The organism is Methylotuvimicrobium buryatense 5G, from assembly GCF_000341735.1.
In the GTDB taxonomy this organism is placed as follows: Bacteria; Pseudomonadota; Gammaproteobacteria; order Methylococcales; family Methylomonadaceae; genus Methylotuvimicrobium; species Methylotuvimicrobium buryatense.
In genome coordinates, this window is sequence record NZ_KB455575.1 from 1,318,490 (window position 1) to 1,335,971 (window position 17,482).

Genomic DNA, 17,482 nt, shown 5'->3' on the forward strand with positions numbered 1-17,482 from the left:
TTGCAGAACCCTGAAACGCCGGGCGGCGGGAAATCCGTTTTAAAATGCTAAGCGCCTTAATCCGCTTTGCGATCCGTCAACATGGCATCGTGATCGTCGCTGCAATGCTGCTATTCGTCTACGGCTTTTATCGTTTCACCGCAGCAGGCCTCGACATATTTCCGGAGTTCTCGCCGAAGCAAATTGTCATCCAAACCGAAGCGCCCGGCTATTCCGCCGAGCAAGTCGAAACGCTGGTCACGCAAGCGATTGAAAGCTCAATCTCGGGGCTAATCGGCTTAAAAACGGTCCGCTCGGAATCGATACAGGGCTTATCGGTCGTGACCGCGCTTTTTGAAGAAAGCAGCGATATCCACCGTAATCGGCAAATGGTCGGCGAACGCCTGGCCGGTATCGCCAATCGCCTGCCGCAAGGCATCGGCCCGCCTCTGGCAGTCCCCTTGTCTTCGTCATCGGCAACGGTTTTGACAATCGGTCTGCATTCGGATCGACAGGATTTAATGGCCCTGAGAAGCCTTGCAGATTGGACGATCGTCCCGCGATTAATGGCTGTCCCAGGCGTTGCCGACGTCAATGTATTCGGCGGTGAAATTCGGCAATTGCAAATTCAAGTCGACTCCGCCCGTTTGCAGCGCTTCGGCTTGGCGCTCGACGAAATCTTTCAAGCCGCCTCGGAATCGACGAACCTACAAGGCGGCGGTTTCATCGAAACCGACAATCAGCGTTTTAGCATCACGCTTTCCGGCCAAAATCTCAACCCGAAACGACTTCAAGACATTATTGTCAGGCATACTCAAGGCCGAAGTGTCAGACTCGCCGATGTCGCCGATATTCGCTATGGGCCGGAACCGCCGATCGGCGCCGCACAAATCATGGGCCATCCGGGTATCGTCATGATGGTCATCGGCCAATACGGCGCCAATACGCTCACCGTTTCGAAACAAGTCGAAAAAGCCTTGAGCGAATTCAATACGCTATTCGCCAAGCAAGCGATCGATTTTTATCCGAACTTATTCCGTCCGGCCGATTACATCGAAACCTCGTTGCATAACCTATCGGGACATTTATTAATCGGCGGCTTGTGCGTGCTGATCGTGCTGTATCTATTTTTATTCGAAATACGGACCGCCCTCATCGCCGCGACGGCAATACCGGTATCGCTGATTGCCGCTGTTCTAGTGCTACTCGAATTCGGCGTCAATTTGAACATCATGGTCTTGGGCGGACTTGCCATTGCGCTTGGAGAAGTCGTCGACGATGCGATCATCGATACCGAAAATATCTTTCGTCGGCTGCGCGAAAATCGGCTTTCGGCAGTACCGCGTCCGGTTTCCGAAGTCATCTACTCCGCCTCGATGGAAGTGAGGGGCTCGGTGGTCTATGCCAGCTTCATCGTCGCACTGGTTTTCGTGCCGCTGCTAACTTTGACCGGCGTCGCCGGACGTCTGTTTTCACCGCTGGGTATGTCCTACATTCTTGCCATACTCATGTCGTTAATCGCGGCATTAACGCTAACTCCGGCGCTGTGCTTCATGTTATTGGGCAAAAACGACTCAAGCGTTAAAGAACCGCCATTGATCCGGTACTTAAAACCGGTTTACCGGCGTTGGCTCAGTTTCATTAGCCGGCATTTTAAACTAGCGATAGCGACTGCCGTGCTAATCTGTATCACCGGCCTGGCTGCTTTGTTTTTCACGAACAGCCGATTTCTACCGCCGCTGCGTGAAGGTCATTATATTGTGCATACCAGCAGTATTCCCGGCACGGCGCTGAAGGAATCGATCCGAATCGGTACGAAAATCACCGAGCAATTTTTAGAAATTGCGGGCGTCGTTTCGGTTTCGCAATGGGCCGGGCGCGCGGAGCGTGGGGCCGATACCTACGGCAGTCATTACAGCGAGTATGAAGTGCGCCTGGCGCCGATGTCCGGTCCGGAACAGCAACAAGTCTTAAACCGACTGCGCAAGACTTTGGACGGCGTACCTGGCATCGTGTACGAAGCCAATACCTTTTTGACCGAACGGGTCGACGAAACCATCTCCGGCTATACGTCGCCTCTCGTGGTCAATGTTTACGGTAATGACTTAGCGTTTCTCGACAGGAAAGCCGAGGATATCGCGGGGCTGCTACGATCAATGCCGGGTGCGGCCGATGTAACGGTCCGTTCGCCTCCCGGCGCGCCGATGCTCGATATCCGGTTACAATCGGACAAGCTGGCCTTTTGGGGCTTGCGGCCGACTCACGTCATGAGCACCGTACAAAGCGCCTATGAAGGCCGCATCGTCGGCAAGCATATCGAGGGTAACCGTATTGACAACATTGCGGTTACCCTCGATGCCAATCTCCGCAATAAGCCCGAAGCACTTGAAAAACTGCCGATACGCGCCCCGGACGGTACGCTCGTGACGCTCGGGCAAGTCGCCGCTATCGAGCAAAGCTCCGGGCGATACAATATCCTGCATGAAGGAGCGCAAAGACGGCAGACCGTTACCGCAAACATTATCGACCGGGATTACGAATCGTTCGTCGCCGAATTAAAGCAAAGAGTATTCGACGAAATCCCATTTCCGGCCGATATGTATCCGGAATTTACCGGCGCCGCGATCGAACAAGCCGAGGCGCGCCGAGAATTGGTCTTGCATTCGTTGTTGGCCGGTGCGGGCGTATTGATGCTGATCTACATTGCGATCGGCAGCTTTCGTCACACAGTATTGACACTCGTGAATCTGCCGTTTTCGTTGATCGGCGGCGTCGCGGCGGTATTATTGACCGGAGCGTCACTATCGGTCGGTTCGGTTGTCGGTTTCATCACGCTGTTCGGCATTACCGTACGTAACAGCATTATGTTGATCGCCCATTATCGGCATCTGGTCCAAACCGACGGCAAAAGTTGGGATTTCGCCACTGCCATGCAAGGGGCGGAAGAACGCCTGCCGTCGATTCTTATGACTGCATTGGTCACCGCACTAGCGATGCTGCCTATCGCATTGAACAGCGATAATCCGGGACGTGAAATCATGGGGCCGATGGCGGCAATCATCATCGGCGGCTTGGCCTCCTCGACGCTACTCAACCTACTACTCATGCCGGTTATTTTGTTACGGTTCGGCAGATTTCAGGGGAAACCTTAAGCGATGAACCTAGAAAAAGCATTTCACCATGAAGATTATGAATATTCTCTTGAAATACTTCAAGAACATCATGCACTTGATGGCTAAATTGCTAAATTTAGGATAAATCGTAAAAAACCTTACGGACTGCGCGATTATTTTAATAAATAGCTGCATTAATAATTTTGTACGCTAAAATTAAATAACCCTTACATCCAATATCAAGCCTCATCCATGAAACTCAGAACGCAAATTTCACTTGGCTTCGCCGGCATCCTAGTTCTGTTATTACTGACATCCGGAATCGGTATTCAACGACTTATTTCGCTAGTCGACGAAACTCGTAATGTCGTCGAAGCCGATAATCTGCGCACCGATTTGGTCGAACGAGAGGTCGATCATCTAAATTGGGCCGCCCAACTCAATGCCTTTGTTTATGACGATCATGCTCATGATTTGAATATACAGCTGGATCATACGCAATGCGCCTTCGGACGATGGTTTTACGGTCAGGAAAGACGGCACGCCGAATCGCGCTTTCCTGAATTAAAACCGCTACTCGCCAATGTCGAAGAACCCCACCGACTCTTGCACGAATCGGCGAAATTAATCCGGGATGCCCGAGTCAACATAATCCGCAACGAGGACCGGAGCGAAGATCAACAAACCGGTACGCTTTATAAAAACGAAACCGTGCCCAATCTTCAGAGCGTGCAACACTATCTTGGACAAATGCGCGACATCGTCAATGCTTCGGCGGCAGCCATTCAACAAGCCATGGAAAACGACAGCACTCAAGCTCGTTTCGTTTTGATTGCAATCACACTCTCCGCGGTTTTGGCGGGTATCATTCTGGCCACGGTCATCGTCAGATACATTCTCAAACAGCTCGGAGGGGAACCGGCGGAACTGGCGGCGATCTCGAAACGCATGGCTACTGGCGACTTGACGATGAAATTAAATGTCAAATCCGGCGACAGGGAAAGCTTGTATGCATCGATGGCGGAAATGATCAACAACCTTAAGCAAACGGTTGAGGAAGTAAGAAACCGTGCGGATTACTTGACCAGTGCCGCGAATGAAGTTAGCGCGACCTCGCAGAGCCTTAGCCAAAGCGCCACGGAACAAGCCTCGGGACTGGAGGAAACGACCTCAAGTTTGGAAGAATTGACAGCGTCAGTGCAGCAAAATAGCGAGAATGCCGTTGCAACCAGCAAAATCGCGACAGGAACGGCAGCGGAAGCGCAACAAGGCGGCGATGCAGTATCTCGGACCGTGCAGGCAATGCGCGAAATTGCCGATAAAATCGAGATTATCGAAGACATTGCCAGAAAAACCAATTTGCTTTCGCTCAATGCCGCAATCGAAGCGGCTCGCGCCGGAGAACATGGGCGCGGCTTTTCGGTCGTCGCATCGGAAGTTCGAAATCTCGCCGAAAATAGCCGCAAAGCCGCGGAACAAATCGGGGAACTGGCCACCGACAGTGTCGATATCGCCAACCAAGCCGGGCAATTGTTACAACAAATCGTTCCGGATATTGGCAAAACCGCGACCTTGATCGAAGAAATCACATCCGCCAGTAACGAACAAGCATCTGGCTTGGCGCAAATCAACGAAGCCATGGCGCAACTGGACAAAGCCACCCAACAAAATGCCGCCGCGTCCGAGCAACTTGCGGCAACGGCCGAAGAACTTTCCGGCAATGCCGAGGAACTTCAGCAAGCCATGGCTTTTTTCAAAGTCGACGATGATGCCCAAAACCGTTAATCCTTAATTCGGCAGTTTAACCATGAAGCACATGAAGTCTTTCAACGGCTTGCCATAAAATAGTGGATAACGTTACTGTGAAAGTTCGTGGATTTGAAATCTTAATCTAGTTTTTCGATATTCAATACAATGCCGGTTCCGAAGAGGGTGCGGTTGCTCGATCGACAGCCGCCGTCGAGCCTACATGGACGTATTCACGGCGTCCTGTCGGGCGAGTGACCGCACCCTCCCCGCCAGAGAGCTTTCATTTACCGGGGCGAGGGCTAGGCCTTCATGAACGTTACTGTGAAAGTGCGCGGATTTGAAACGCGGATTCAACTAACAAGTGCAATACCTTACGAATCCCGCAATTGCTCGAGTAAAGCCGAGAACTCATTCAATCCTTGCTTAATTTCGGCAATATCGAAACTATCGATATGCCGCTCGAGACGTTCGGCGTAGTCAAGGACCGGGGTAAACCGGTAACGCTCGCCGATTGCCGACACGTTTTCGGCAAATGTTTTCATAGTCGATATGTTATTACTGAACGCTGCCTGCTCGCATTGCGGACTTAATTTTTCCAAGGCTGCCAGTACTTCGGGCAAGACAGCCTGTTGCTCCGTCGTTAATACGAGCGGATATGGCTCGACTTGTGCCGTCTCGTCTCTATCGAACGGTAAAAACTTCGCAAGCTCTTCAATCAAGTCGGCTTTCAATATCGGTTTTCTCAGATAAGCGTCGAAGTGCGCGGTTTTTACCCGATCGTATTCGTCTTTCATAACCGACGCGGTCAACGCGATAATCGGCGTATCGCTAAACGATTTTATTATCTCGGCCGCCTCGTAGCCGCTCATTACAGGCATACGAATGTCCATCAATATCAAATCGACAGGCTGCCGTTTAACCAAGTCAACGGCATCAAGCCCGTTTTCGACCGTCAAGACAGTCAAAGCGGTTCCGGAAAAGTTCTCTTGCAATAAACGCCGATTATTTTCGATATCGTCGACGACCAAAACCGTTGCCGGGTGAAACCGGATTTTTTGATGACTCGTCCCGATTGGTATTTGTTCGGATTCGTCGATGGACGCGATATCGACATTGTAAAGTCTGACGGTAAATATGGAGCCTTCGCCCAAACGGCTAGCAACAGTAATCTCGCCACCCATCATTTCGACCAAACGTCGACTGATCGCTAGCCCCAAACCGGTACCGCCGTATTTCCGAATATCCTGCCCTTCCGATTGCTCGAACTCTTGAAAAATGACTTGTTGATGTTCCTGTGAAATTCCGATACCGGTATCCTCGACATCGATACATAAATCCAATCGACTGCGAATATCGTCTTCATTAGCGGTACGCGCAATCAAACGAATATGGCCCTGATCGGTAAATTTGACGGCATTGCCGATCAAGTTGAATAGCACCTGGCGCAAACGCGCGGCATCAAGCACCAAGCTGCGTGGAATTGCGGGATCGACATTTAAAATCAATGCCAAATTTTTTTCTCGCATCTTCATCGTAAAAATTCCGCCTAGCTCGGTAAATAATTCATGCGGATTGCAAGCTTGCTTTTCGATACTGAGTTTACCGGCCTCGATTTTCGATAAATCCAAAATATCATTGATCAATGCCAACAGGTTTTGTCCAGCGGTTTTGATCGTTTTCACGAAAGATTTGAGATGGGGTTCCTTGATTTGCTCGTCGAGCAAATCGGTAAAACCGATAATTGCATTCATCGGCGTTCGGATTTCATGACTCATGTTCGCAAGAAAACGGGACTTGGCTTGGTTTGCCGACTCCGCTTGCTCCTTGGCTTTAGCCAGCGCGATTTCAGCATTTTTGCGCTCGCTGATATCCCAACTCACGCCAATGATTTTCCCCGGATTATTTTCGTTGCCAGTAATCCGGCTTCCGCTGTAGAGTGTGCGAATGATACCGTCCGGACGAATGATCCGATATTCGTTATGAGCTTGATCATCGCGCAGGTGTAACTGACTGATCACTCCTTGAACCAGCGACCGGTCTTCCGGATGGATACGTGCTATCCATTCGGCAAAGGCAAGACTCGGCTGTTTGGGTAGGCCGTATATGTCGAACATCCTATCGTCGAACAGCAAATTGGGTTCTCCGGTCAAATTCAACTCCCAAACGCCGATCGATGCGATTCCGGCCGCAAGCGTTAGCCGTTCGTTTAATAATGCGGCTTCTTGCTCGCTCTGCTTACGCCGGACTACTTCGTCGGCCAAACGCCGGTTCCAAAAAAACACGAACGCCAATATCAGCAAAAAGCCCCCAACGATCCATGCGATCAACCGATAATCGATTTTCTCGGCAATACTTTTGCTTGCCCAAGTATCGCGTATCTTCTGATGTTCGCTGGGTCCGATCGTATGTAAGGCACGATTAAAAAGCGGTGCCAGTTGCGCCTGTTTCTGTGCAATGGCGAACCCCAGATCGCTGGTAAATTCGGTTTTACCTACGATGCGGATATTATGGATGCCTTGGTCTGCAATTTGATAACCGGCTGCCGCCAGCGTACAAAGCAATGCGTCTACGCTGCCTGTCGAAACCGCAGTCAAACCTTCGGCGACCGAATCTACATAGTGAAAATCGATTTCCGGATAATGATCGGCAATGGTCGATGCATAGGCGTAACTCTGGACGATCGCCAATCGACGATGCCGGATTTCCCGGATATTATCGACATAGGGCTCTCGATCGCCCATCACGATTACAACGGGGCTACTGAATATGGATTCGGTAAGAACCAAGCGTTTATCGTCTAAACTATCAAGCGCCTCAAACATGATGTCGACTTCGCCGAGTTCGACTTTTTGTTTGGCTTCGCGCCACGATTCAAGCGGAATAATGTCCAACTCGATACGGAGTATTTTGGCGATCCATGCCAAATAGTCGGCCGCCATGCCGATATATCGACCCTGACGATCGACGCTTTCATAAGGTAACTTATTTCTCTTGGCGGCAACTCGAATGACCGGATGCTCGGCCAGCCATTTTTGCTCGTAAGACGTCATAGCGACCGTTTGTCCCTTGAATCTGGCACCGAACCATTTATCTTGTACTTGCTGCTTCTCCTGTTCGGGAATCGCCGCAAGCGCTTTATTCAAGATCGAATGCAATTCCGGCAAATCCGTACGAACCGCCATGTGCAATTGCTGAGCCTCGCCAGGAGGCAATACCTTAAACGGCCGAATTGTTGTTATCGCATTACGTTTCAACCAATAAGTGATAACCGAATGCGCATCGACCAGTAAATCCGCTTTTCTCTCAATAACGCTTTGCAAAGCTCCCATCAGATCCTCGACTTCGAGAATACTCAGTTCCGGGAACATTTTTTTTATGGTTTCATCATGCAAAAAACCTCTCGGTATCGCGATCGTTTTACCGGCTAAATCCGCCAAGGACTTGGCTTGGACATCTTCATGAATGAAAAAATAATCCAACATCCACTGATAAGGCTCGGTAAAAAGCATATAGTCGGCCCGCTCGTCGGAATAATACAGCGATGGCAGTAAGTCGATTTCCCGTTGCCGGATCTTTTGCAGAAGATTATTCCAGTCGTCGATCTCGGCTTCGAAAGTCAGTCCGGTATATTGCCCGATCAATTGCAATATATCCCGGCTCAAGCCGTTATGAACACCGTTACGATCGACAAAATCGTAAGGCGCCCAATCCCGCTCTCCCCCGTAACGGACCACCGGGTTACGTTTTATCCAGGCTCTCTCTTTCGCCGAAAAAGCCAGTACCGGACCGGTTTCGGCATTCGGCAAACGGTAAAAAAAATCATCCTCGATGAGGCTGTGCTCGACAAATCCCAAACGTTGGTAATCCTCGGCCGTCAAACGATAACGCTTTGGATCGACCGAGCCCAACTGTATCAACTCGGGAATAATCATCTGCCGGGTCATGCGCGCTTCGTACTCCAAATAAGCGCGGGAAAGCTTAGGGTTATAACGATCGATAATCAACTCGATGATTTCTTTCGGGTGATCGAGCGCATACTGCCAACCTTTGGTCGTCGCCCGGCTGATTTTTTCGACTCGCTCGGGATGTTCGATGATTTCATTGCGGGTAGTGAATAAATTGTCTCCGTAATAATCGATTCCGTAATTTAGCGGATTGATGACATTGACTTCAACCCCTTGCTCTTTTAGAAGAAACGGTTGGGAAGTCGCATAGGCGGTAACGACATCGATCTTGCCGTCGCGTAAATCCTGATAGGAAGCTCCGGTTGCCTTGATCCGTTGAACTTTATTCAGATCGCCGAGGGTTTTCAGCAGCAGCGCATTCAGCGCCGCATCGCCCCGGCTGGATAAGTCGAGCGCGACTTTTTTGCCGATCATTTCATAAGGACTGACGATGCCCGATTCGCGGCGGGCGATGAATACCAGCGGAGAATGTTGAAAAAATTGATTGATCAGAACGACCGGATCGCCCTGTAAATGATAGATCAGCAAAGTGCTATCGGTTACGCCGTATTCCGATTCTCCGGCAAGGACCTGCTTGACGAAGTCTTTCGAATAATCGATTTCTTTTAACTGAACTTCGAGCCCCTCGTCCCGGTAAAAACCTTTCTCGATAGCCGCATAATAACCGGCAAACTGAAAACCATGTTCCCAACGTAATTGAATACTGACCGAATCCGAGTCTAGCGCCGATTCGTCTGCTGCTGCGTGCGCCCCCCTTAAAAATAGATAAAGGAAGCACCATAGGATAACGATACCGGTTTTTACGACCATAAACGGCATTGAACCGGCACTCACTTCAAATCGGCAATTGCAAAAAAATCATCGACATGGTCTAAGAAAATGTCGACTAACTCCGGGTCGAACTGCGTTTCGCGATGTCCCTCAATATAATCGACAACCCGATCGCGACTCCAAACGGCTTTATAGCATCGCACATGAGTCAACGCATCGAACACATCGGCTAAGGCGACGATTCGGCCGTAAATATGAATATCGTTACCCTTCAATCCGCGCGGATACCCGCTACCGTCCCATTTCTCATGATGTTCGTGAGCGATGACGGCGGCGGATTTAATGATTCTTCGATCCGAACGGCATAGTAATTGATAACCGTTAGTGGTATGCGACTTGATGACATTAAATTCGTCCTCGGTCAATCGCCCCGGCTTATTCAATATTTCCTTGGGTATCATCATCTTGCCGATATCATGCATCGGGGAGGCGTGATACAACATATCCATATCGTGAACGGAGAGGCTTTTATGATATTTAGCCAGCAATGCTGAAATCTCGGACAAGCGCTTGATATGCTTTCCGGTTTCATCCGAAGTCGATTCCATTAATTCGGTCAGCATAAATATCATTTCTTTTTGATTTTCTTCCAACTCCGTAAGTAAGCGGACCCGCTCATAGGCGACTTTTGCTTCCAATGCGATATTATGTTCGCGCAGTATTTTTTTTGCATGAAACAAATCGATATGCGTCTTGACGCGCGCCAACAATTCATCGGCATGAAAAGGCTTGGTTATATAATCGACGCCGCCGACGGTAAAGCCTTTCGCCATCGAATCGACATCGACACGGGCGGTCAAAAAAATAATCGGCACATCTTGATAGCGCGGATTGGCTTTTAAAATTCGACAAACCTCGAAGCCGTCCATGCCCGGCATCATAATGTCCAGCAGAATCAAATCGAACGGCGCAGGATTATCTCGAATCAACCGTAACGCTTCTTCTCCGCTGCCGGCAAACGAAAGATCGTAATTGTCTTCCTTTAAAAAGTTCATGGCGACACGAATGTTATCGATGACGTCATCGACAATCAGAATACGATTGGATGTAAGCATGGGGATTGTTGAGTTGCCTTGATATTGAAACTAAAGCGTAGCAATCAAAGCCTAAATTGTCTACCCCCCTATTGTAGACCGCAACTGTCATACATTTAGCCTATAGCTGTCGCACTTCAAATTTCGGCATCACCGGATGAGGCGCCGGGGTGTTAGGCAAAGCATTCGGTTCATGGCAATCCAGCCATAAAGTCATAAATGGGCAGTTATTCAAGGCAAAAACAACTATAATCTAGAAAATTCCACTCAAATAGCGATTCCGTATTAACAATCATTCATGTATTCCATTGTGCAGCTGATCATTCCCTTCATTTTTCTTTTTTTGTCGATACCGTCGGTTGCTGCTGATATATCAAACGATAAGGCTTCCGAACCGATACGTAGCATAACTTTAAACCCGAAAGAGCAAAAATGGCTGGAAAAACATAAAAAGATCCGAATCGCTTTCGACGGAGACTTTCCACCCTTTAGCTTTGTCAATGAAAAAGGTATTGTTGAAGGTGTCGCCGTCGAAATCATTAGCCTGATAAGTCGACGCCTTGGCATTGACTTCGAAATTTATCCGCATACCGAATGGAGCCGAGTTTACGAAGCAGCCGTAACGAGACAAACCGATGTCGTGGCAACAATGGTTAATAGACCGGAGCGTCGCACATGGTTTTTCTTTACTCAACCCTATCTCAACAAATCGCTAGTCATCATTACCCGAAAAGACAATTTCACCATCAAGCGACGCACCGATATCGCCGGCAAAAAAATTGCCCTGGTCAACAATTACCAATATATCGATCGAGTTCGCGAAGAATTTCCTTCGATCAAAATACACGCAGTCGAATCTTTCCTTGAAGGGCTTAAGGCAGTTGCGAATCGACAAGCAGATGCCGCAATCACTTTTACCGGAACCGGTCATTTTTTAATCGATAAACACCAACTCAACGACCTTAATATAGCGGCTTTCTACGATCACAACAGCGCAAACGAAAGCATCGCGATACGTAAAGATTGGCCGGAATTGGCTTCGATATTACAAAAAGGGCTCGACTCGCTCAGCTCCGATGAAAAACAGGCGATCTTCGAAAAATGGGTTCCCAAAGTTGAAACCGTAGTCACCGACTATGTGCTGATCGGAAAAATTGTCGCGGCATTCGCACTGGTACTGCTCATTATGCTGCTATGGATTATTCAAGTCCGCAGACAAAATCGCCGTATCGAGCAATCCAAGGATGAAGTGTTACTCGTCAATCAACAGTTAGTCAATCTACAAAACGAATTGGAAAACTTGGTCGAGCAAAGGACTGCCGAACTTAAAGCCAGCGAACAAAAATACCGTAGTTTGGTCGAGAATTTGCGCCACGAATATTTTTTCTATCGCCAAGACCGTTCGGGGTTATTGACCTATGTGAGTCCCTCGGTCAGTAAGATACTCGGCTATAACGTAGAGGAATTTATCGTCAATCACCGCGCTTTCCTGACCGACAACCCCGCTAACTTAAATATCGATAAAAACACGGATTTATGCTTAAAAGGCATGCCTCAACCGCCTTACGAAGTCGAGGTTTATGATAGCAATGGTTATATTCATTGGCTTGAAGTCATGGACTCGCCCGTATTTGACCAAAACGGCCAATGCATAGGCGTCGACGGTATTGCACACGATATTACCGAGCGTAAAGAAACGCATGAATTACTCACATCGCTTTCTTATTATGACGATCTGACCGGTTTGGCCAACCGTCGCTTATTTGCCGATCGTTTACAACAAGCGATCAATCTTGCGCACCGGAATAAAGCTTCGATTACGCTATTTTATCTTGACCTGGATAAGTTTAAATCGATCAATGACACGCTCGGTCATGCCGCAGGAGACGAAGTTCTTAAGGAAACGGCGCAAAAAATACTGTCGGCCATACGCGACTCCGATATTGCGGCCCGCATGGGCGGAGATGAATTCGTCATACTTCTACCTGATTCCGATGCCCAAGCCGCCATATCGGTCGCTGACAAGCTCATTAAAGTCTTGCAACAGCCTTATTACATCGGCGAACAAATGCTGACTGTCGGAAGCAGTATCGGTATTTCGGTGTATCCGAACAACGGCACCGACGGCGACAGCCTAATCAATCATGCCGATACCGCAATGTATCACGCCAAGAAGGAAAAATTAGGTTATGCCTTTTATTCCGAGGACATGCAACCGGCTTTCATAAGCTCAGAACAACTGACCGAAGACTTGGCGAAAACCGTTAAACATTGCTTGCGAATAAGCCGGATAACCTCAGCAAGCTCGTTGGAAAATACTCAAAATCCAGGCATGAACGGTCACTTTTTGATTTATTATCAAAGTCGACATTCATTAATCAACAGCGACATAATCGGTTTCGAGAGTTTAGTCCGCTGGTATCATCCCGAACAAGGCATCTTATCGCCTTCGGAATTTTTACCGCTCGCCGAAAAAGCCGGTTTAATCGATAAAATTACCGATTGGGTCGTCAGGCAGGTCTGTAGTCAGGCACTGGCTTGGGAAAAAATAAACCTTAGACCCGCCAAAATCAGCATTAATCTTTCGATCAATCAAATTCAACAACAGAGTTTGTTAGAAAGAATTCTACGCGATATCGATAACTTCGGAGTAACTCCGAACTGGCTGGAAATTGAGATTAAAGAGAGTACGATCATGCAAAATATCGATCATGCCGTTGATATCATCGATCAACTCAATGCTGCAGGCCTTTCGGTTGCCATAGACGATATCAGTTCCGACTCGCCTATTTTGGAGCGGCTCGATTCCCTTCCGGTGCAAACCATCAAAATCGATCGCGCACTCATTCGCACTCTACCTGTGAATATCGAAAATGCGGACAGCGTCATATCGATCATCAATAAAGCGCATGCTCAAGGTAAAGCTGTTACGGCGGAAGGCGTGGAAAGTGAAAATCAATTGAATTTTCTCAAAACAAGCCGCTGCGATAACGTGCAAGGATTCTATTTCAGCAAGCCCCTACCAGCTGCCGACGCAGAAAACTTTCTTAAAAGTTTGTCATGGTTTCTTGATAAAAATGACTAAGGAATATGCACAAATTTACTTCTACAAGTTTTAGGCACTGTGGAGGTTCAGCGACTCGCTTGACAGGACGCCGTGAATACATCCATGTAGACTCGACGGCGGCTATCCTTGCCGCCGACGCCTGTCAAACGAGCCACCGAACCCCCTTTCAGCATTTGTCGAAGTTATTTCATGCTCGTTCCTAAATTAAAACTATCCACACTACAAATTTCGGAATTGAGATGTCTATTGTTACCAAAATTTGATTAGCAATGTGGCGTATATTGACTCTGCTCATCAAGACATACACCGGGCCGGCAAACCAACTTCATTGCTAAGACCAACACCCCAATTCCATTGAAAATGCTTTATCATAGCGCACTCGAAACAGCATACTCTTACAGCCGATAATAATAATGAACACCCCGTCACTCTCCTTACAAGACCGCAGGCTCTCGCTCATTCTGCTTTTCGCCGCGACGCTATTCACCAGCGCCACATTGATGTTTAGCCTACAACCGATGTTCGGCAAGCTGATTTTGCCTAAATTGGGCGGTACGCCCGCGGTTTGGAATACCTGCATGGTGTTTTATCAAAGCATCCTATTCCTAGGTTATATGTATGCGCACTTTTTATCGACACGCCAAGATACTCGGCGACAGCTTCAGATTCATGCCGCCGTCCTATTCATCAGTCTGGTGATATTGCCGGTTGCCTTGCCGGATAATCTTTCGCCTCCAACCGAGAGCAACCCGACGTTATGGCTGCTTGGCACACTATTCCTTGCGATCGGCCTGCCCTTCTTTGTCGTTTCGACCACAGCGCCGCTGTTGCAAAAATGGTTCGCGCAAGTCGGCCACCACACCAGTCACGACCCTTATTATCTTTATGCCGCAAGCAATGCCGGCAGCCTGTTGGCCTTATTAAGCTACCCGTTTGTGATCGAACCGAATATCGGACTGGCTTCGCAACAAATCGCTTGGAGCGGAGGCTATGCAATCTTATGTTTGATGATTGCCGGTTGCGGTTGGCGCTTGTGGCAAAACAAGCCGCGAACGGACGCATCGGCACAGGAAGACATCCTGCTGTCCCCTGAGCTCGACAACAAAACCCGCCTGCATTGGCTCGTCTTGGCCTTCGTTCCGTCGAGCTTGCTATTAGGCTTGACTAACTTTATCAGCACCGATATCGCATCGGTGCCGCTGCTGTGGATCATTCCGCTAACGCTCTATTTGCTGTCTTTCATCATCGTGTTTTCGAAATGGAACCTCAAAACACATCCGGTCATGACGGCACTGCAGCCGGTAATATTGCTGCCGTTTATCGCTTATTCGTTCATCAACCCGGCAATCTTGCCCTATTGGCTTGATTTAGCGCTGCATTCGACCGCCTTTTTCCTGGCAATCATGGTTTGTCACGGCGAACTAGCCAGACTCCGCCCACACACGCGCCATCTGACCGACTTTTATTTGATCATGTCGTTCGCCGGCATGCTCGGCGGCATGTTCAACACCTTTGTGGCGCCGTTCGTTTTCAACGCGGTTTACGAATATCCAATCATGATCATTGCGGCATTACTGCTGCGTCCCGGACTGGATATTTCGACCGGTTATCGCTGGGCTATGCAAGCCGTTTTTCCGGCCATCGTGATTGCCTGCGGATTGATCATCTATTTAACGGTCGACGATCTACTGCAATATCTGGACACGATCGGCACAGCCTTGATTCTATTGGCCGGTCTCACTTATGCGTTCAGAAATCAGCCTTTATCTTTGGCCTTGCTCGCGGGAACGTTAATCTTCTTCACGCAGGGTTTGCATGGTTTGGTGTCCAACACGATTTTTCAGGATAGAACCTTTTTTGGCGTACTGTCGGTGCGTGAAAATGTTTTACTCGATGAACAAAACCGTCCGGAAAAATACCGTGAGCTGTTTCATGGCACGACCAAGCACGGCGCGCAACGCTTAGCAGCTCATTTGGAAACCGTTCCGTTGACCTATTACAGCCGCCCCGGACCGATGGGTCAGTTATTTAAAAGTTACGACGAACAAAACGGCGATTGGGTCGTCGGCGCGGTCGGCCTCGGCGCCGGCGCATTGGCTTGTTACGCCAAGGATAATCAGCAATGGACTTTTTACGAGATCGACCCGTTGGTCGTCGAAATTGCCGAAAACCCGGACTATTTCACTTATCTGAAACGTTGCGCCCGCAATTTGACCCATAATATCGGCGATGCTCGCCTATCGCTGGCGGAAGAACCGAACCACAAATTCGATTTGTTGATCATGGATGCATTCAGCTCGGATGCCGTACCGACCCATCTATTGACACGCGAAGCACTCGATTTGTATTTCGAAAAACTTAAACCGAATGGTATTTTGGCGTTTCATATCACCAATCGCCATTTGGCCTTGAAAAAAGTGCTGGCCGACCATGCCAAACAAATGCAATTAGCCGCATTGATCCAAGAATTTAAAACGGACGGCTCGATTCCATTGGTCACGGCTACCGATTGGGTCGTGATGGCGAAAGACGAGAAGATATTGAACCCGCTCATCGCCAGTCGGCTCGGAAATTGGGAAAAAATGCCGTTGTATTTCGGCATGCGGCCCTGGACCGACGATTTCACGAATATCATCAGCATTTGGAAGTAACATGGCAAAAGCAGCAGCGCATTGGTCTGTGCTGCTACTTTGTTGCGCCCTGCCTGTTCACGCGATCGACTGGACTGCGAGCAATGTTCAGTTGTTGTATGGAGGAGATTTCGAATTCGGCGAGCCGAAACGCACGACGATCACGGTCGAACATGCCCATGGCTGGCAATACGGAACCAATTTTTTCTTTGTCGACATCATGCCTCGCAACGATGTCGGCACCGAAGTCTATGCCGAAGTCTACACCTATTTAAGTTGGAATAAAGTAACCGGGCTCAATCTGACATTGGGTCCGATCAAGGACATTTCGTTGGCGCTAGGCCTTAACATCAGCAATCTACCGGCACAAGACCACTTTAAAGCCTACATGTTCGGCTTGAGCTTCGACCTGGCGAACAGTCTATTCGATTATCTGCAATTCGACGTAACCGTCTATAAAGCGGACGATGTGAGCAGTCGCTATGGCTTGCAGTTTACACCGGTGTGGAGCCTGCCCTTTTCGATAGGCTGTGTGGACTTTAAATTTCGGGGTTTTACCGACTTCAGAACCGGAAATACCAATACATCGGGAAACTTCAACATTCTGGCACAGCCGCAGTTATTGGTCGACATCGGCAATTTGGCCAATTGGAAAAAGGACACGGTTTACATCGGCACCGAATATTCGCATTGGTACAACAAATACGGCGTCAAGGGTGTCGATGAAAGAGCGATTCAGGCCATGATCATCGGATTTTTTTAATGCTTACTCCGGCAGAGATGCAAACCAAATGTATACCTTTCGCACTTCAAATTTCGGCAGTGCCTGAGGAGGCGCCGGGGTGCTCGGTCGATTTTCGCTCCTGCGCTGAAAATCTTGGAAACGGAGCGCTAGCGAAGTGAAGATTTTTAGTCCCCGATAGCCGTAGCGCCGGGTGTTTTGCCGGAGTCTGCGCGAATAGCGCAGGCGGAGGCAAAATACAAGGCATCGCGACACGGCGTAAAGCCATTTGCGGGAGTGCTACGGAGCCGCATCGAGTATACGAGGATGTGGCGTAGTGGCACGGACGCAGGGCGAATCGGGGCCGCCGAAGGCATTAGCAGTCGCGTAATT

The 17,482-nt window shown here is 49.0% G+C and carries 7 protein-coding genes; 5 read left to right on the forward strand and 2 right to left on the reverse strand.

The window, feature by feature from the left end; genetic code table 11:
* Window positions 1-44 precede the first annotated feature (44 nt).
* Window positions 45-3,131: an efflux RND transporter permease subunit gene (locus tag METBU_RS0105935; RefSeq protein WP_017839752.1), complete on the forward strand. Its 3,087-nt coding sequence runs from the start codon at window positions 45-47 to the stop codon at window positions 3,129-3,131.
* Window positions 3,132-3,344: 213 nt separating this feature from the next.
* A complete protein-coding gene (locus tag METBU_RS23430) occupies window positions 3,345-4,877 on the forward strand; it encodes a methyl-accepting chemotaxis protein (protein WP_017839754.1) in 1,533 nt (510 codons plus the stop codon).
* A gap of 335 nt (window positions 4,878-5,212) precedes the next feature.
* Here the strand turns inward: METBU_RS23430 and METBU_RS0105950 are convergent, their stop codons facing one another.
* Window positions 5,213-9,640, reverse strand: a complete 4,428-nt coding sequence (locus METBU_RS0105950; protein ID WP_017839755.1) for an ABC transporter substrate-binding protein — start codon at window positions 9,638-9,640, stop codon at window positions 5,213-5,215.
* Window positions 9,637-10,692 (reverse strand): HD-GYP domain-containing protein, encoded by a 1,056-nt coding sequence (locus METBU_RS0105955; RefSeq protein WP_017839756.1) that lies wholly within the window; start codon window positions 10,690-10,692, stop codon window positions 9,637-9,639. The genes METBU_RS0105950 and METBU_RS0105955 overlap by 4 nt, the downstream gene beginning before the upstream one ends.
* Before the next feature lie 289 nt (window positions 10,693-10,981).
* Between METBU_RS0105955 and METBU_RS23435 the strand changes: the two genes are divergently transcribed.
* The 3 genes from METBU_RS23435 to METBU_RS0105970 all read left to right on the forward strand — a co-directional run bounded on the left by METBU_RS23435 (window position 10,982) and on the right by METBU_RS0105970 (window position 17,131).
* Window positions 10,982-13,756: a bifunctional diguanylate cyclase/phosphodiesterase gene (locus tag METBU_RS23435; RefSeq protein ID WP_235726385.1), complete on the forward strand. Its 2,775-nt coding sequence runs from the start codon at window positions 10,982-10,984 to the stop codon at window positions 13,754-13,756.
* Between the two features lie 395 nt (window positions 13,757-14,151).
* A complete protein-coding gene (locus tag METBU_RS0105965; RefSeq protein WP_017839758.1) occupies window positions 14,152-16,389 on the forward strand; it encodes a spermidine synthase in 2,238 nt (745 codons plus the stop codon).
* A 1-nt stretch (window position 16,390) separates the two neighbouring features.
* Window positions 16,391-17,131 carry a DUF5020 family protein gene (locus METBU_RS0105970; protein WP_017839759.1) on the forward strand — a complete coding sequence of 247 codons (741 nt, stop codon included), beginning with the start codon at window positions 16,391-16,393 and terminating at the stop codon, window positions 17,129-17,131.
* Window positions 17,132-17,482 lie beyond the last annotated feature (351 nt).